Annotated in this window: 16 protein-coding genes; 5 read left to right on the forward strand and 11 right to left on the reverse strand. The window is 67.7% G+C overall.

The window, feature by feature from the left end; all coding sequences use genetic code 11:
• Positions 1-210: 210 nt before the first annotated feature.
• Positions 211-732: a signal peptidase I gene (gene lepB, locus ABTW72_RS19515; RefSeq protein WP_350860596.1), complete on the reverse strand. Its 522-nt coding sequence runs from the start codon at positions 730-732 to the stop codon at positions 211-213.
• Positions 733-1,063: 331 nt separating this feature from the next.
• On the opposite strand from lepB, the gene ABTW72_RS19520 reads away from it, so the two are divergent.
• On the forward strand, positions 1,064-2,083 hold the full coding sequence (locus tag ABTW72_RS19520) for a carboxypeptidase-like regulatory domain-containing protein (RefSeq protein WP_350860598.1): 1,020 nt from the start codon (positions 1,064-1,066) through the stop codon (positions 2,081-2,083).
• A gap of 157 nt (positions 2,084-2,240) precedes the next feature.
• Here the strand turns inward: ABTW72_RS19520 and ABTW72_RS19525 are convergent, their stop codons facing one another.
• Positions 2,241-2,372 (reverse strand): hypothetical protein, encoded by a 132-nt coding sequence (locus ABTW72_RS19525; RefSeq protein WP_350861007.1) that lies wholly within the window; start codon positions 2,370-2,372, stop codon positions 2,241-2,243.
• Between the two features lie 34 nt (positions 2,373-2,406).
• Between ABTW72_RS19525 and ABTW72_RS19530 the strand changes: the two genes are divergently transcribed.
• On the forward strand, positions 2,407-2,751 hold the full coding sequence (locus ABTW72_RS19530) for a hypothetical protein (RefSeq protein ID WP_350860600.1): 345 nt from the start codon (positions 2,407-2,409) through the stop codon (positions 2,749-2,751).
• Between the two features lie 671 nt (positions 2,752-3,422).
• Here the strand turns inward: ABTW72_RS19530 and ABTW72_RS19535 are convergent.
• The 9 genes from ABTW72_RS19535 to ABTW72_RS19575 all read right to left on the reverse strand — a co-directional run bounded on the left by ABTW72_RS19535 (position 3,423) and on the right by ABTW72_RS19575 (position 13,705).
• Positions 3,423-3,680: a transcriptional regulator gene (locus tag ABTW72_RS19535; RefSeq protein ID WP_350860602.1), complete on the reverse strand. Its 258-nt coding sequence runs from the start codon at positions 3,678-3,680 to the stop codon at positions 3,423-3,425.
• A 547-nt stretch (positions 3,681-4,227) separates the two neighbouring features.
• Positions 4,228-4,431: a transcription antiterminator/RNA stability regulator CspE gene (gene cspE / locus ABTW72_RS19540; RefSeq protein WP_043326981.1), complete on the reverse strand. Its 204-nt coding sequence runs from the start codon at positions 4,429-4,431 to the stop codon at positions 4,228-4,230.
• Positions 4,432-5,246: 815 nt separating this feature from the next.
• Positions 5,247-6,500 carry an iron-containing alcohol dehydrogenase gene (locus tag ABTW72_RS19545; protein WP_350860604.1) on the reverse strand — a complete coding sequence of 418 codons (1,254 nt, stop codon included), beginning with the start codon at positions 6,498-6,500 and terminating at the stop codon, positions 5,247-5,249.
• A gap of 66 nt (positions 6,501-6,566) precedes the next feature.
• Entirely contained in the window at positions 6,567-8,027 is a 1,461-nt protein-coding gene (locus ABTW72_RS19550; protein WP_350860606.1) for an NAD-dependent succinate-semialdehyde dehydrogenase, read from the reverse strand.
• Between the two features lie 270 nt (positions 8,028-8,297).
• The gene (locus ABTW72_RS19555) at positions 8,298-9,374 is read right to left on the reverse strand and encodes an ABC transporter ATP-binding protein (RefSeq protein ID WP_350860608.1); all 1,077 of its coding nucleotides are present in this window, start codon (positions 9,372-9,374) and stop codon (positions 8,298-8,300) included.
• Entirely contained in the window at positions 9,374-10,441 is a 1,068-nt protein-coding gene (locus tag ABTW72_RS19560; protein ID WP_350860609.1) for an ABC transporter ATP-binding protein, read from the reverse strand. Before ABTW72_RS19560 ends, ABTW72_RS19555 begins: the two co-directional genes overlap by 1 nt.
• Positions 10,441-11,352 carry a carbohydrate ABC transporter permease gene (locus tag ABTW72_RS19565; protein WP_350860611.1) on the reverse strand — a complete coding sequence of 304 codons (912 nt, stop codon included), beginning with the start codon at positions 11,350-11,352 and terminating at the stop codon, positions 10,441-10,443. Before ABTW72_RS19565 ends, ABTW72_RS19560 begins: the two co-directional genes overlap by 1 nt.
• Entirely contained in the window at positions 11,352-12,218 is an 867-nt protein-coding gene (locus tag ABTW72_RS19570; protein WP_350860613.1) for a carbohydrate ABC transporter permease, read from the reverse strand. The genes ABTW72_RS19565 and ABTW72_RS19570 overlap by 1 nt, the downstream gene beginning before the upstream one ends.
• A gap of 80 nt (positions 12,219-12,298) precedes the next feature.
• Entirely contained in the window at positions 12,299-13,705 is a 1,407-nt protein-coding gene (locus tag ABTW72_RS19575; protein ID WP_350860615.1) for an extracellular solute-binding protein, read from the reverse strand.
• A 420-nt stretch (positions 13,706-14,125) separates the two neighbouring features.
• Here ABTW72_RS19575 and ABTW72_RS19580 point away from each other — a divergent pair, with 420 nt between their 5' ends.
• The 3 genes from ABTW72_RS19580 (at position 14,126) to ABTW72_RS19590 (ending at position 16,369) form a co-directional block, all read left to right on the forward strand.
• Positions 14,126-14,869, forward strand: coding sequence for a GntR family transcriptional regulator (locus ABTW72_RS19580; protein ID WP_350860617.1), 744 nt, complete (start codon positions 14,126-14,128; stop codon positions 14,867-14,869).
• Positions 14,870-14,958: 89 nt separating this feature from the next.
• Complete coding sequence (locus tag ABTW72_RS19585) at positions 14,959-15,528, forward strand: DJ-1/PfpI family protein (RefSeq protein WP_350860619.1); 570 nt, start codon at positions 14,959-14,961, stop codon at positions 15,526-15,528.
• Positions 15,529-15,547: 19 nt separating this feature from the next.
• Positions 15,548-16,369, forward strand: coding sequence for an alpha/beta fold hydrolase (locus ABTW72_RS19590; RefSeq protein ID WP_350860621.1), 822 nt, complete (start codon positions 15,548-15,550; stop codon positions 16,367-16,369).
• Positions 16,370-16,423: the final 54 nt, after the last annotated feature.

Consider the following 16,423-nt stretch of genomic DNA (forward strand, 5'->3'; position numbering starts at 1 on the left):
CGACGCTCCTATGGATCAGATGGCGGCGGTGTGCCAGCTATATGGTGGTGCGCATACGGCGCGGAGTGGTAGGGCGACTGGGTGGTGCCTATGGCTACGAGTGGTGCCGAAGGTTGAGAGGCCAGTACTGGACGTACCCTCTGCCGCCGTCCGGGCGCCTGGCGTCAGCCACCTCGGTATGTCCGTGGCAAGTGTCAGGTGCGCCCCGGGTCAGCCGACCATTACCGCGAAGACCGACGACACCGGCAGCGGCCCGGCACACCGGGAGTCGTTCGACCGGGCGCGGCTGTCGCCCATCAGGAAGACGGAGTCGGCCGGCACGGTAACCGCGGCGAACCGCCGCGGGCCGCAGTAGTCTGCGTTCGGCGGCTCGTCGAGCGACGCGTCCTCAGCCACATACGGCTCGGCCAGCGGCTTACCGTCGACCGTCACCTTGCCCGAGGTATCGCAGCAGGCGATGGTTTCGCCGCCAACCGCGACGACGCGTTTGAGTAGCGGCACCTTGCGGTCACCCCAGAGGCCGCCGGGGGAACGAATCAGGACGACATCGCCGCGTCGTGCCTCGTACCTGCCGGTTACTGTCCGTGCGGTGACGACCTGGCGGGCCTTGACCGTCGGCTCCATACTGACGCCGCCCTGGGTGAACTGTTCGGTGGCTCCCGTCTCGGTCGCAATGTCGTCGCCGCAGCCGGCAACAGCCATCAGGAGAAGGAGGACTATCAGTTTGCGCATCCGGCGGATCCTGCCAGAAGCGGCTGTGCCGTGCGGTCCGTCGGGCGCGGTGCTACCCGGCACTGCACGGGCGAGGCTCCTGGTCGCGGCGCGGGGTCCCTGTGAGAGGCCGGGTAGGGGCCCGCCAGTCGCAACGCATCCCGACAGGGCATAGTGTCCTGCGGTGTCATCGGGCGATGTCGCCTGCCCGTGGAGAGGGTGGTATGAAGTGACGGCACGCTTACCTGCTCGATGGGCCCGAGCCGCCGCATTGATCGCGCTGACCGGGGGGACGCTCGCGGTGTCCGCGGCACCCGTGGCGGGCGCCCCGGCACCCATCAGCATCCTGAGCGTGTCGGCGGAGAACGTGAAGCCCGGCGAGAAGGTTCGCGTTCAGTTCCGCGTCACGAACAACGGGAGCAGGGCCGAAACGGCCATTGTGGTGGTCAGTGGCGGCCTGCAATGCGCCACCGGCTGCCGTGTGGAACCGAATCTCAAATCCGGCCAGAGCCAGGACTTTCAGGCCACCGTCGTCGCGCCCCAGGTGAGCGCGGGCGAGATCTCCGGTCGCAACATCTCGGTCGCCGTACGGCTCGGCGGAAAGAACAGCTTCGACTACAAGATGGTCTACGTTTTCGGCCCGGGCACGTCGTTACCCGGCGGGGGCGCGCCGCAACCCGGTGCGGACAAGCCGTCGTCCGAGGTGGAGGGGGTGTCCGGCCAGGTCCGCGACACCAGCGGCAAGGGGATCGGCGGCGTGGCCCTGACCGTCCGGGACAGCGCCGGGCACGAATACCGTACGACGAGCGACCGGAGCGGCCGATTCTCGATCAAGTCGGGTGCCGGTAAGACGATCGCCAAGGGCCGGATCACGATCGTCGCAGCCCTGGACGGCTATCGCACCACCCGCACGACCGTACAGGGCCCCGCCGGTGACATCGCGAGCGTGCGGCTGACCTTGGCCGCCGTGGCCGCGCCCGCCAATACCCCGCCCTCGCCCACCGCAACGGCGGCAGCGGACGGGAATCCCGAGCCGGAGATCGGCGTAGTCGCGGCGGCACCCCCCGCTCTCGAACCGGTCAGCAACGAGGGCAGCGGTTCCCTGCCATACATCCTGGGCGGCCTGCTGGTCGCCGCCGGACTGGGCACACTGGCCCTGATGGTGAACCGCCGTCGGAACACGCCGGACCAGCGGGCTCCGCACGCGGCGACTCAGCTGGCGGCGCCGGCCGGAGCGGGCATGAGTGACACGCCGACCATGGTGTTGCACACGAGGCCGTCGGCCGACGGGTTTCCCGGCCCGTACGGCGGGCCGCCGCAGGGCGGCGTCCAGCAGTTCAGCCACGACCCCTATGGCGGGCCGGCCCTCTAGCTGATTGGCTACGCCTCAGCGTCGAATATCCGGTGCATGGCGGTTGCGCCACCCTAGGTGCACCGGCCCGCGAGGTGAAGAACCGGCGGTTCTCCAAAGGGCGAACCCTTGCGGTACGGGAAGATGGCGCCTTCGCAGTGGGCGCGTTTGCCAGGCATCAGGCTGCTTCCTGACGATCGATCTGAGTCTGGTTGTGTTCATCGATCCATTCCGGCAGGATGCGGCGGTACTCGCCGTCCTTGACCGAACGTAGTTCTCCGGTGGCGATCTTCGTCTTCACCTTGGACAAGCCGTAACCTGGCGGATCTGCGTACGGTGATTTGGTGAGCACTGATGAGGATCGCGCCCGACTCGCCGAGCAGCTCGTGGCGCTCCCGGTCCATGAACTCGTGGATGTCATGCGGCGGGTCTTGCCGCACCACACCGAAGACGAGGGCGGCCTTCGATCGGTGTTGCTCCTGGCTACCGCGACCATCGACGAGGACGCCCCAGACGTGCCCGAGCTTGCACTCGTCGCATGGCCCGACCGGGACTACTACGAGGGTGGCCTCGGAGCCGACCAGGGCCTTTGGAACGAAGGCGACTGTGCGAAGTGCAATACCGCCGTGACTTCAAACGCCAAGCGCGGGTACTGCCCGGTCTGCGGCTCCAGGTGTGGCTTTACCTGATCATCGGACGGTAGCCGTCCGCGGATGTCACTGTGGAGTTGTCCAAGAACGGCGTCACGGCGGACCGCGGTAGATGTGGGCACAGCGCGGAGCGCTGCCAATCGCCACTGGGTTGGGCGAGGCGGACGGCTTCGCCGAACAACGGCCGGGGGACCGGCTGCGGTGCCGTAGCGGGCACGTGATCGATCAGCCGGCCCATGCCAGCCTCGACGCTGTCGGTATAGGCGACGGCGATGGCTGCGACTTGTGCGGCGACCAGCTCCTGCCGGCTCGGGCGTGCGGGTTGGCGCAGCTGTGTCAGTACGGAGTGGGTGTTGGCGATGAAGACGCTTCGGCAGCTTGCATGGCAGATCCGGGTCCCCACCGGCCGGTCTCCGGGTAGGAGGTGGCGTACTACACCTCCTGCAGCATGCCGCGCACTCGCAGGTCGTCTGCCCAGGCCCTGACGGGTTCGGCTGTCGGCCCGAACGCCGACGGGTGGGAAAGAGCGATGCGAGGCCGTAGCTGGGCATCCACCCCTCCGGGCATCGCTTCGGGTGAGCGTCAACCTCCTGCAGTTCGCCAGGCGGCGCGACACGCCAGTAGTGCGGTCAACAGATCCACGGATCGCTACGTCCGATGGCGGTCACCTGCCCAGCCGTGTCAGGTCCGGCAGGGGCCGAAAGCCCTCGTCACCGTTTGCGCATGAAGGCGTAGACGACCTTGTTGGATGCGAATTCCGAGATGTTGACGAGGTCCCAGCCGAACTGGCCGAGGACCTCGGCGGCAGCAACCGCCTCGCTGACCTTGTCGCCGCCGAGGCCGTGATGGGAGATCACGGCCAGTAGGCGATAGGGGTACGTACGAAGATCAGCTTGGCCCTGCAGGACCGCCCGGGCGGTGACCATGCGGGTCCGGGTGATGTGCTCCGGGGTCTCTGCGGCGGTCATACCCGGCACCATAGTGGCTCGTCGCTCGGGCAGTCTGCCAGCTTCGCAGCCGGTATGTTCGAGACGTCGAGATCGCCGATTCTCCTGCCGGCGTGGCGAGGAACGTCACGGTCAGAGTGACCTGGCTGGCCAGATGGCGGGCGAGGCCGCCGATGGAGAAGTCCGGCAGTGCGCTAGGCAAGGAGCCATTGCTCGGCCAGTATCGGATTGCGCCGCAGGGCCATGGGTGGTCTCGGCGGCGTCCCGGAACGCGGGTCGGATCATCGAGTGCACGTTATGCGGGCACAGGAACTTGTCATCCCCGCACGCGCCGGCGAGGAGCGCCCCGTTGCGAGTGGGTGATCATCGGCATGAGCGCGCACGGCGTCGGGTCGTGGAGGCGCGTCCGACTGAGAGGGCTTGTGGCAAACACGGGCCCCGAACTTTCTGGCAATCAGAGATGGCCGGACTTCTGCCGATCAGACGATTTTGAGATGCCGTGGTGACCGCATGAAACGCCGAACGGCGGCCCGCTGAATCAGTCGGGCCGCCGTTCGCAGAGTGTGGATCAGAGCGGGCGGATGTTCTCCGCCTGCGGGCCCTTCTGGCCTTGGGTGACGTCGAACTCCACCTTCTGATTCTCGTCGAGGCTGCGGAAGCCGCTCGCCGAGATCGCGGAGAAGTGGGCGAAGACGTCGGCGCCGCCGTCGTCCGGGCTGATGAAGCCGAAGCCCTTGTCGGCGTTGAACCACTTCACGGTACCTGTAGTCATGTCTGCTCCTCGCAGGCTGTTAGAGACCGCACTGTGCGGACCCTTACGCCGCCGCGTTGATCACCCGCGTCGAAACGACACGAAAAACGAAAAGCGCCTGGATGGTTTCAGATACCCCATCAGGCGCTGGAAAACGTCTACGGAAATCAAAACTGCAACTCGGCTACCGTAGCACATGATCCGTCGTCGATCCGGTGGAGGTGAGTCGACCTGGTCAATTGTCTGCTTCCCTGGTCACAACCGTGAAGCGAACGTCGACCAGGCCGTCGTCGCCGCGACCACCTCTGTGGCCGGTTCTGCTCGCCTTGGCCGCCATGCACGCTGCGCGCAACAGTCAGACCCTCGCGTTGCGCCTTGATGACGTCGACCTCGACAACCGGCGCATCGCCGCCGCCTGCTGGGCCCGGCCGCTGGACGACCTCACCTGCCAACTCCTGCGCCAGTGGCTGGATTTCCGGAACCGTCGCTGGACAGGCACCGCGAATCCATGCCTCCTGATCAACCAGCAGGCCGCGCGGGGGTCGGCCCGAGCACCTCCTGGACCACGAACGCGCTCCGCAGCCACACCGCGGGAAACACCAAGAGTCCGACAGGATCAGGCTCAGGGCAGCGCAGTGAGGAGTTCTGCTGGCGGAGTGCGGAGTTGGGTGTCCTTGCTGGGCGGTGTGCCGAACATGCGGCGGTATTCACGGCTGAACTGGGAGGGGCTGTCGTAGCCAACGCTCATCACAGCCTGGTCGGGGTGGGTGACCCGAGCAAGGCTGCGATGGCGTAGCCGAGCGTTCCGGCACCCAGGGTGGGCAGCGAACTCGTCGTCATGTGAAAGGCCGGTCAGTGTCTCTGCTCGGAGTCAGGGCGTATCGGGTCCGGTCCCCGGTCCAGGCCGCTTCGAGGATCGCGGTCAGGCTGGCGGTGTCGGTCGGGCCCGGATGGTTCTGAATCAGGCGGGTGACCCCACTGGCCATCTCCGCGAAGCGCGGGAGGTCGGCGCGTGACACGCCGATGTCCGCCAAGGTGGGAGGGATGCCGATGTCGGCGAGGAGCCCGTCGAGCCAGGTGAGGAACGTATCTGCGGCCTCGGCGTCCGAGGCGTCGGCCACGTCGAGCCCGCACACAGCGGCGAGGATGGCCAACCGGTCGCCGATGGCATCCTTGGCCGCGTCCAGCGCGTAGGGCAGTAGCAGCCCGACGCCCAGGCCGTGCGGCGTGTGCGTGGCTGCGCCGATGGGGTACTGGAGAGCGTGCGGGGCCGCGTTGCCCGCGTGGGAGAAGGCTAGCCCGGCGAGCATGGACCCGTAGGACATGTCCGCGCGCGCGTCAGTGTCGCCTCCGTCCCTGACAGCCCGACGCAGGCTACGGGCGATCCGTTCCGCGGCCAGGAGGGCGTAGTGGTCGGTGATCGGGTTGCGGCCGAGGAACACCTGCTCCACCGGGTCGCGCGGTCCGTGGGCCCGGGGTCGAGCGGTGTAGCTCTCCACGGCGTGACAGAACGCGTCGATGCCGGAGTGGGCGGTGACGGTCGCAGGGCAGGTGTAGGTGAGTTCGGGGTCGACGATGGCGAAGTCGGGCACGATGTGGACGCTGGAAACGCCCACCTTCAGTTCGCGGTCCGGGTCGGTCAACACCGAGACGGGTGTGAGCTCGGAGCCGGTGCCTGACGTGGTCGGGACCGCGACGAGGGGAATCGTCGGCCCCGGCACCTTCGACTCGCCGTAGTAGTCGCGCGGCGTCCCACCGTGGCGGCGGATGACGCCGACGATTTTGGCGAGGTCGATCACCGTGCCACCCCCGATGGCAAGGATCACGTTGGCGTCCACCTCGGCGGCGACCGCGACGGCCACTGCGACATCGGCGAGTGGCACGTCCGGAGTCGCGTCGGAGAACACCTCGACGACAGTGACCTTCTCCCGTACGGCGGCCACGATCTCGGCCACGCCCGGCTGCCCCAGAAGAACCTGGTCGGTCACGATGAGGACTCGCGAGCCGCTCTCGGCCACCACTCGTGGGATGTTCTGCGCGACCCCTTCGCCCACTATCAGCTGGCGTGGTCCGCGGACGGTCTCAAGCATGTCAGTGCCTTTCCGGAACGTCGGCGGCGATGTGCGGGTCGGCGGGCGCCCGGCGCGGCGGGCCGGTCACGGGAGGTCGATCGCCACGTAGGTGAGGTCGAGGTACTCGTGGATGCCCTCGTGCGACCCCTCCTTGCCGATTCCGGACTGCTTCACGCCGCCGAACGGAGCAGACGGATCCGATATCAGACCGCGGTTGATGCCGAGCATCCCCGTGTCCAGCCCTTCGGCGAATCGGAGCGCCCGCTGGAGGTCACGGGTGAAGACGTATCCGGCCAGGCCGTGCTCGGTGTCGTTGGCCTTCGCCATCACCTCGTCGTCGGAGGTGAACGAGATGATCGGCGCCACCGGGCCGAAGATCTCCGCCTCCAGCATCCGCGCATCGTCGGGCACGTCGACGAGGACGGTAGGCGGGTAGAAGTGGCCCGGCCCGTCCGGACGTTCGCCGCCCACCAGGACCCGGGCGCCGCGATCGACCGCGTCGGCGACGAGCTCGTCGATCTTGGTGACCGAAGCCTCGTCGATCAGCGCCCCGACGTGCACGCCGTCGTCGAGACCATGGCCCATCGACAGCGCGCCCATCCGCTCGGCGAAGCGTGCCGTGAACTCCTCGCGTACCGGCTCCTCGACGTAGATCCGGTTGGCCGCGATGCAGGACTCCCCGATGTTGCGCATCTTGGCCACCATGGCACCGTCGAGCGCGACGTCCAGGTCAGCGTCGGCACACACGATCAAGGCCGCGTTGCCGCCCAGTTCCATGGACGTGCGCAGCACGTTGTCCGCCGCCTGTCGTAGCAGTACGCGCCCGACCTCGGTCGACCCGGTGAACGAAAGCTTGCGGGTCCGACTGTCGGCCAACAGTGCCGAGACCACCGCGCCGGAACGTTTGGTGGTCACCACGTTGACGACGCCCGGGGGAACGCCGACCTCCTCCATGATGCGGGCCAGGAACAGCATGGTGAGTGGCGTCTGGCCTGCTGGCTTGGTGATCGTCGTGCAGCCCGCAGCCAGCGCAGGAGCGATCTTGCGGGCACCCATGGCCAACGGAAAGTTCCAGGGCGTCACGAAGACACACGGTCCGACCGGCTTCGGCACGGTGAGGATGCGATATCCACCTGCGGGAGCGATGCTGTAGCGCCCCTCGACGCGCACCGCCTCCTCGGCGAACCAACGGAAGAACTCGGCGCCGTAGGCCACCTCTCCCCGAGCCTCGGCGAGCGGCTTGCCCATCTCGAGCGTTATCAGCCGGGCGATTTCCTCGGATCGCTCGGTCAGTGCCCGGTACGTCGCTGTCAACAGCTCTGACCGTTTCCGCGGCGGGGTGGCCGCCCACTCCGCCATTGCCGTGCTGGCCGCGTCCAGGGCGGCGAGCCCGTCGACGACGTCGGCGTCCGCCACCTCGGCGATGGTCTTGCCGGTGGCCGGGTCCTCGACGGCGAAGGTGGCTCCGCTTGCGGCGTCGCGCCAGGCGTCGCCGATCCGGAGCCGCCGATGCTCGGGAGCCAGCACGTTCATCGGGTCACTCATCGCGTCGCCTCCTGTGATCTTCCTGGTGATGTCCGGCGTGCCCAGCGATCGCGCTGTGCACGTGGACGGACGGGTCACACCCCTCGTCGGGGGCGAGGTTGCCGAGCGGGTCGAAGGTGGCCTCGGCCCGGTGGTGCGGGCCGACGCCCCGCACCACCGATCGCCTTCTCGGGCCACGGCCGTCTCCGCGTCGTCAGGTCGGGCGCGCTGGTGACGGTCCGAGGCTCGGTTGCCACGTGTGGGCGCATGGTGCCGTCGCCGCCGGCGCGGTTACCGCCCAGCCTCGGACAGCGACAGCCCGGTGTCCGCATCGAACAGGTGCGCACGGTCCAGGTCGACAGTGACGAGCAGCCGCTCGCCCGGCGTACCGGTGACGGTGGGTCGTGCCTTGACCTTGACGATCTCCGTCCCCACTCGGACGTCGACCACCGTTCGGTCACCGAGCGGCTCAAGCCCGTAGAGCTCCCCGGACAACGACGCGTTCCCACGCTGCTCGACGGACAGGTCCTCCGCGCGCAGGCCCAGCAACAACGGACGACCGTCCTCGGCCGTGGTCCAGCGGGGCCGCGGCAACGTCCAGCCTTCCGCACCGACCAGGCGATCTCCCTCGGCGTGACAGGCGAGCAGGCTGATCGGCGGGCTTCCGACGAATCCGGCGACCCACTGGTTGGCTGGACGCTCGTACACCTCGGTCGGCGTTCCGACCTGTTGCACCTTGCCCTCCTTGAGGACCGCGACCTGGTCGGCCATGGACAGGGCCTCGACCTGGTCGTTTGTCACGTAGACGAAGGTCGCTCCGATGCTCCGGTGGATGCGGGTGAGCTCGGTGCGCATCTCGACGCGGAGCTTGAGGTCGAGGTTCGTCAGGGGCTCGTCCATGAGGAACGCGCGCGGGCGACGGACCAGCGCCCGGGCCAGGGCGACGCGCTGCATCTCACCGCCCGACAACTGCGCGGGGCGACGCTGCACCAGACGTTCGATGTGCAGCAGGCTCGACATCTGCTCGACGGCAGCGGCGATCTCACTCGAGGAACAGCGGCGCGCCCGCAGCGGCGAAGCGATGTTCTCGTACACCGTGTGTCGGGGGTAGAGGGCGTAGCTCTGGAAGACCATGGCCAGGTCGCGTGCGGCCGGGGCGTCACCGGTCGCGTCCCTGCCGTCCAGATGCACCGACCCGGCGTCAAGCTTCTCCAGGCCGGCGATCGCACGCAGGGTCGTCGTCTTGCCTGCCCCGGAGGGCCCGAGCACGACGAAGAACGAGCCGTCCGGCACGTCCAGCGTCACCCCGTCCAGGGCCTGGACCTTGCCGAAGGACTTGCGCAGCCCGTGCGCTGCCAGGGTTCCCATCAGGCCACCAGCTCTTCCGTGCTCACGTCGTAGACCGCCGGGGTCCCGCCGGTGTGCCGCAGCCCGACCGTTGCGTCAGCGGCGAAACGGACAGTCGGTGGCATCCGAACCCGTACGTCGCGCTGGCCGCCGTGGTCGACCACGTAGATGATTTCGTCGCCCAGCCACTCCGCCGAGACCACGCGGGCCGGGACCGAACGTTCCGCCCCTGGTGCGGTGACTTCCAGCGCCTCCGGCCGGACGCCTGCGACCAGGCAACGGTCGCGCGGCAGGCCTGGCGGTGGTGTGAGAACCAGTCCGCCCTTACCGCGCAGCTCCCCGTCGGCCACCTCCACCTCGATCAGGTTCATCGGCGGGGAGCCGATGAACGCGGCGCAGAAAAGACTCGCCGGACGGTCGTACACCTCCAGCGGTGTGCCGATCTGCTCGACGCGGCCCTTGTTGAGGATGGCGATTCGGTGACCGAGCGACATCGCCTCGACCTGGTCGTGGGTGACGTAGACCATGGTCGCCCCCAGTTCTCCCTGCAGGTGCTTGATCTCCGTGCGCATGTCCGCCCTCAGCTCCGCGTCCAGATTGGTGAGAGGCTCGTCCATGAGGAAGGCGCGTGGTCGTCGCACCAGGGCCCGAGCGAGCGCGACGCGCTGCTGCTCCCCGCCGGACAGCTGGCGGGGGCGCCGGTCCAGGAGTGGACCAAGCCGCATCAGCCGAGCGGCCTCGTCGACCCGCTCGCGCACCTCCGGCTTGGGCAGTCCCTCGGCCCGCAGTGGGAACGCCAGGTTGTCGCGGGTCTTCAGATGCGGGTAGAGAGCGTAGAACTGGAACACCATGGCGATGTCGCGCTCGGCGGGCGGCAGGTCGTTGACCAGCGTGTCGCCGATGCGGATGTCGCCCGTCGTCTGTCTCTCCAGCCCGGCTATGGCCCGCAGCGTGGTCGTCTTGCCGCAGCCCGAAGGGCCGAGCATCACGAACAGCTCGCCGTGGCCGATGGACAGGTCCACGTGGTCAACTGCGACCGTTCCGTCCGGGTAGCGCTTGTGCAGGGCGGTCACCTCGATGCCGGCCATCAGCGTCGCACCGCCCCGAGCGTCACACCGGCAATGAGGTGCTTGCGCACCAGGTACGCGAAGACGAGCACCGGTAGGGCGAACACCACGGAGGCGGCGGCCACGAGACCCCAGTCGGTGGTGGTGCCGCCGATGAGGCCGGCGATGGCGGGTGGGGCCGTCCGGACACTGTCGCTGGAGGTGAGGAAGGTGGCGAACACGAACTCGTTCCACGAGAAGATGAGCGCGAAGACCGCCGTCGCGGCGATGCCGGGCACGAGCAGGGGAAGGGTGTATCGCCAGAACGCCTGTAGACGGGTGTAGCCGTCGAGCATGGCGGCGTCCTCGTACTCCGCGGGCACCTCGTCGACGAACCCCTTCATCATCCAGATCGTGAACGGGACGTTGAACGCGGTGTAGATGAGGATCAGGCCGAGCTTGTTGTCGATGAGCCCGACCTGGCGGTACATGAGGAAGATCGGAATCACGACCACCACGGGCGGCATGAAGCGGGTGGACAGGATGAAGAACAGCTGGTCCTTCTTGGCCTTCACGGCGAAGCGCGAGTAGGCCCAGGCCGCCGGGACTCCCAACACGGTGGCCAGCACCGTGGAGGCTCCGGCGACCACGACGGAGTTGAGGAACGAGGCGGACAGGGCCGAGCGCCCGCCGTCGGGGGCGACGAACACGTCCTTGTAATGGTCCAGAGTGACGGTGAAGTCGAAGAACCTGGCCGGGATGGCGTAGACGTCCCGGTTTTCCTTGATGGACGTCTCGATCATCCAGAGCACCGGAAAGAGCATCACGACGGCCAGCACGGTCAGCAGCGCGACCTCCAGCGCGGAGCGGCCGCGGCCGCCACGGCGGCGCGGGGGAGACGTGTGATCCCGGGCAGGACCTGTGGACACGGCCTCGTCGACGGAGACGGCCATCAGCCCTCCTTGAGCTTGTTCAAGTAGCGCAGGTAGAACTGCGTGAGGACGATGACGACGAGGACCATGAGGATCCCGTACGCCGAAGCGGTTCCGGTGTTGAAGCCAAGGAACGCGACCTTGTAGATGTGGAACGACAACGTCTCGGTGGAGACACCTGGACCCCCGTTGGTGAGGATGTAGACGAGGTCGAACAGCCGGAATGCCTCGATGGCCCTGAACATCACGGCAATGAGGAGCAGTGGCCACACCAGCGGAAGAGTGATGGTGCGGAACCGGAACCATTCGGACGCCCGGTCGATCGAGGCGGCCTCGTAGAGGTACTTGGGAACCGCGGTAAGGCCCGCGAGCGCGATGAGCATGATGAACGGCGTCCACTGCCAGGTGTCGACCACGATCAGGGAAAGCAGCGCTGTCCGCTGCCGGGTGAGCCACTCCACCTGCCCCAGGCCGATCGAGCCGAGCATGCTGTTGACCACGCCGAATTGCGCGTCGAGCATGAATCGCCAGAACAGCCCGACCACGACCGGCGACAGCATCATCGGAACCAGGAACAGAGTGGTCAGCACTCCTCGCCCATGCGTACGTCGTGAGATCAGGTAGGCGATGCCGAATCCGAGCACCGTCTGCAGGCCGACCGCGCCGACCACGTAGATCAACGTCGTCAACGCCCGCGTGTGGACCTGCGCCGACGACAGGATGGCGGTGTAGTTCCCGAACCCGATGAAATTGGCGGGCCCCCCGCGGGTGGCCGAGTAGTCGGTGAAAGACAGGTACAACGCCCACAGCAACGGGAACACCGACATGGCGAGCAACAGCAGCATCGCGGGGGAGATGAAGGTGACGGCGAGCCAGCGGTCGCTCAACCGGCGGGACCGACCCGGTGCAGGTGGCGTCGCCGACGCCACCTGCCCGGGGTGATCGGTCGTCAGAGGGACGGGCTCACTCACAGTCCGCCGCCGCCCTTGCGGCTGCTCGAGTCGAGCACGCTCTGCTGCTCCTTGGCGATGTCGTCGAGCGCTTCCTTCGGCTTCTTCGCGCCGTTGAGAGCCGCGTTCACGTTGGTGTTCTCGATGTCGACGAGGCGCGCGTACTCGGGCACGTTCCACATGTCCCGCATCCGCGGAACCGAGTCGGTGTACACCTGGTTGAACGGCCCGGCATTGAGGAACTCGGGCGAGTTCAGGGCATCCGTACGCGATGGCACACCGCCGGCCGCGGCCCACTTCTTCTGGATGTCAGCCTGCTCGAACCACTTCATGAAGTTCAGCGCCTCCGCCTGGTTCGCCGTGGAGGAGTAGGCCGACACGTGCATCCCCATACCGCCGAGCGGCACCAGGTTCGTCTTCTGGCTCGGCAGGGTGGCAAATCCCAGCTTGTCGAGAATCTGCTCCCGCGTGGTACCGAGCGTCGACTGCTTCGGATCGAGCAGGCCGCCGCTCGCGGCGATCCAGTTGAACGCGATGCAGGCCTTGCCCTGGGCGACCGCCGCGTTCACCTCGTCGATGAACCAGTTGCCGGAGCCCTTGGCGGTCAGCGGCTTCATCTTGTTGACCAGGACGTCCATCGCCTCCTGGCCCGCAGCGTCGTTGAGGACGCCCTCGATCTTGCGGTTCTTGGCGTCCCAGAGGTTGCCGCCGTAGACGCCGTTGACCGTGTTGTAGGTGACGGCTGCGGCGTCGGACCCGTTGGCCTGGTGGAAGGCCAGCCCGCTGACGCCCGGGTTGTCCGCCTGGCACTTCTCGGCGGCTGAGATCATCTGGTCCCAGGTCTGCGGTGGCTTGTCGCCGATCAGGTCCTTGCGGTAGATCATCGTCCAGGTGTCGCCGAGCAGCGGCAGGCCGTACAGGCTGGCGTTCTCGTCGCGCTTGCCGGTCTCCGCTTGGGGGAACTGGCCGTACGCCGCCAAAAGGTACGGGTTGTAGGCCGCAACGTCGATGTTGTTCTTGACGAAGTCGGTGAGGTCGAGGATGTTGCCGTTCGTCACGGCCTCGCCGATGTGTTGCGAGTCCAGGATCGCGATGTCGAAGTCGGTCTTGCGCGCGGCGAACTGGGTGAACATCGCGTCGTGCCAGTTCGCGTTCGGCACGGTGTTGACCTTGATGGTCGCGTTCGGCCGTTCCTTCTTGTACTCCGCGTTCGCGAAGGCTTCCAGTGCCTTCGCGGGGGGCCAGTCGAACCAGACGAAGCTGAGGGTCAGCGGGTCCTTGGTGAGCTCCGGGATGGTCGCCGGCGCCTTGGGGGCGCTCGCCTTCTCGCCGCCGTCCTTGCCATCGCCGCAAGCCGTCACGGTCGTGGCCACCAGCAGCATGGCCGCTGTCGCCAGCCCTACCTTCCGGCCGGGAGCGGACATTCTTCCTATTCGCTTCGGAGAGCGCATCTTTATGCCTGCTTTCTGGGTGGGGACTTCTAGAACCTCGCTATGTGCTTCGCCGAGCAGTTGCTGGGTTGTTCAGGCGTGCTGCCGGGCCGTCGCGGGGGCCGACCCGCGGACCGGCGTCACGAGTGCGCCGCGATGTACTGGGTCTTCATGTTGTCGAAAAGTCCGTCGGCCCATCTGCGGCCCGGTGACGAACCGGGCAGGACGTCGAACATGCTCAGGGGAGCTTCAGGTGATCGAAGTAGAGCGATGGCGGGCGGCTCCGCCATGGGTGCAGGATGGCGACCATTCGCCACCTTTCCTATACGATCCCGGTGGGGGCGTCAGCATCCCGCAGCGTTGCGATCGATGTCAACAGCTTCCCGAAGGCGCAAGGAAGGACCTCACGTCACGATGGACGACGAAGCGATGATCGCGCGGGGCCGTAGGGCGGTGACGGGCGCAATGCCGCCGGCAAGATCTGGTGGCCGGCTCGCCGACGAGGTGTACGACACGCTGCTCGGACAGCTGATGTCGCTACGGATCGAGCCTGGCTCCCGCGTCACGATCGACGTCCTGGCGCGAGAGCTGGGGGTCTCGCAGACGCCGATCCGAGACGCTCTGAACCGCATGGAGGCGGAGGGCCTGGTCGTGCGTGTGCCCCATGCCGGCTACCGCATTCCTCCCCAGATCACCCGTCACCGATTCGAGGACATGATCGAGGTCCGCCTGCTCCTTGAGCCGGCGGCGGCGCGCAGATCCGCGGAACGCGCGTCCTTGGAGCAGGTGGCCGGTCTGCGTCGCATGCTGGAGGAGATGGAGGAACTGGAGGGGGGCAACGGGCCGATGGCCTATGGCGCCTTCGGGCTACGCGACGCCGCTTTTCACGATCTCGTCGCCCTGAGCGCGGAAAACCAGGTCATCCGTGAAGCGCTCGCTCGCCTGCACAGCCACGTGCACCTCTTCCGGCTGCACCACGACACCCAGGTCACTCACCTGGCCATGGCCGAGCATGAGGACATTGTGGCCGCGATCGCCGCGCGTGACCCGGACGCCGCCGCCTACGCGATGCGTCGGCACATCCTGCGGTCCGGCGAGCGTTTCCGACGATTGTTCGACGAGATCGAGGGCGCGGACGGAATGGCGGTAGAGGCTTGACGGGCACGCTGGGCCCAGGAATGCTGACTCAATCCTGATCGGATCGGATTGGATCCACCTCACCCGCCCCCAGATGCGAGGAGAAGCAGGTGCCCAGAGCGCTGCTCCTGACCGGCGACGCCGCCGAGGAGCTCGACACGATGTATCCCTACTACCGCGTGAAGGAGGGCGGCTGGGACGTCGACGTCTCGTCACGGACGATGCGCGACGTGCAACTGGTCATCCACGAATTCGACCCCAACTCCGACGCCTACGTGGAGAAGAACGGCCGCAAGCTGCCGGTGGACGTGCCCTGGGCCGAGGTCGACGTCGAGCGCTATGACGCCCTCATCATCCCCGGGGGACGTGCCCCCGAGTGGATCCGGGTCGACGCCGACGTCAGGCGTATCACCGAGCACTTCTTCGCGCGCAACCTCCCCATCGCGCTGGTGTGCCACGGCGCGCAGGTGCCAGCGGTGTACGGGCTGCTGAAGGGTCGAAAGACCGCGTGCTTCCCCCCGATCACCGGTGACATGGAGAACGCGGGCGCGACGGTCATCGACGCTCCCGACGTTGTCGACGGCAACCTCGTCTCCTGCCGGGGGTGGCCCGACATGCCGCAATTCGGCAGGGCGATGATGGAGCTCTTTTCGAAGTCTGTCGACCCCGCATCGGCATGAGCACACCTGGCCTGCCCCGGTGACGGCACTTCGGACCGTCGCAGTCGACGGTTCCCCCGTCCACGTCCTGGAGAGCGGCACGGGGCCCGCGGTGCTGATGCTGCACGGCTCCGGACCCGGCACGACCGGGTCCGGCGCTTGGGCAACGACGGCGCAGGCGCTGGGCGCGTCCTGGCACCTGGTGGCTCCTGACCAGGCGGGGTTCGGCCGTACACCCGTCCCGGAGGGCTCCAGGGGTGGGCTGCGGCTGTGGACGGAGCAGGCCGCTGGCCTGATGGATGCTCTCGGTATCGAGCAGTACGCCGTGGTGGGTCACTCCATGGGCGGTGCCGTGGCGCTGGCATTGGCGGCCGCGCGCCCCCGGCAGGTCACCCGTGTGGTGGCGGTCTCGACGATGGGTGCCCCCGGGGCGCCGCTGTCCGCCGACCTCGACGCGATCTGGGCCGCCCCCGCCGGCCCGATCGGGGCACGAGACATGCTGAGCCGCCTCGTCCTCGACCAAGCGCTCGTGACCGATTCGGCCGTCGAGGCCCGTGCAGCCGCGATGCGAGCGGGGGAGGGCGCATTCGCGTCGTTGTTCCCGCCACCCAGGGCACGATGGGTCGACGAGCTCACCCTCTCGGCGCAAACCCTGGCAGCGGTGCACGCGTCCGTGCTGCTCGTCCACGGCGCCGAGGACCGGGTCACCCCGCTCGAGACGGCAGCCCAGCCCCTGCTCGAACACCTGGCCGACGTCCGTCTGCACGTGCTCGGCCGATGCGGACACGTGCCGGCGATCGAGCACCCGCAGGAGTTCAGGCAACTGCTGTCGTGCTTCCTCCGCCCGGACGGAGGTCACTAGATGCTGCGGCATGCCAGGACGACGACCGTGCGGAGTCACGGCAGTTCATGAGGG

It is taken from the genome of Micromonospora sp. NPDC127501, from assembly GCF_040302185.1.
Taxonomy (GTDB): domain Bacteria; phylum Actinomycetota; class Actinomycetes; order Mycobacteriales; family Micromonosporaceae; genus Micromonospora.

What these genes read in the sequence shown, in the direction of transcription:
- lepB (WP_350860596.1), bottom strand. Translation starts at nt 732, where the DNA reads ATGCGCAAACTGATAGTCCTCCTTCTCCTGATGGCTGTTGCCGGCTGC.
- ABTW72_RS19535 (WP_350860602.1), bottom strand. Translation starts at nt 3,680, where the DNA reads ATGACCGCCGCAGAGACCCCGGAGCACATCACCCGGACCCGCATGGTC.
- cspE (WP_043326981.1), bottom strand. Translation starts at nt 4,431, where the DNA reads ATGACTACAGGTACCGTGAAGTGGTTCAACGCCGACAAGGGCTTCGGC.
- ABTW72_RS19545 (WP_350860604.1), bottom strand. Translation starts at nt 6,500, where the DNA reads ATGCTTGAGACCGTCCGCGGACCACGCCAGCTGATAGTGGGCGAAGGG.
- ABTW72_RS19550 (WP_350860606.1), bottom strand. Translation starts at nt 8,027, where the DNA reads ATGAGTGACCCGATGAACGTGCTGGCTCCCGAGCATCGGCGGCTCCGG.
- ABTW72_RS19555 (WP_350860608.1), bottom strand. Translation starts at nt 9,374, where the DNA reads ATGGGAACCCTGGCAGCGCACGGGCTGCGCAAGTCCTTCGGCAAGGTC.
- ABTW72_RS19560 (WP_350860609.1), bottom strand. Translation starts at nt 10,441, where the DNA reads ATGGCCGGCATCGAGGTGACCGCCCTGCACAAGCGCTACCCGGACGGA.
- ABTW72_RS19565 (WP_350860611.1), bottom strand. Translation starts at nt 11,352, where the DNA reads ATGGCCGTCTCCGTCGACGAGGCCGTGTCCACAGGTCCTGCCCGGGAT.
- ABTW72_RS19575 (WP_350860615.1), bottom strand. Translation starts at nt 13,705, where the DNA reads ATGTCCGCTCCCGGCCGGAAGGTAGGGCTGGCGACAGCGGCCATGCTG.
- ABTW72_RS19580 (WP_350860617.1), top strand. Translation starts at nt 14,126, where the DNA reads ATGGACGACGAAGCGATGATCGCGCGGGGCCGTAGGGCGGTGACGGGC.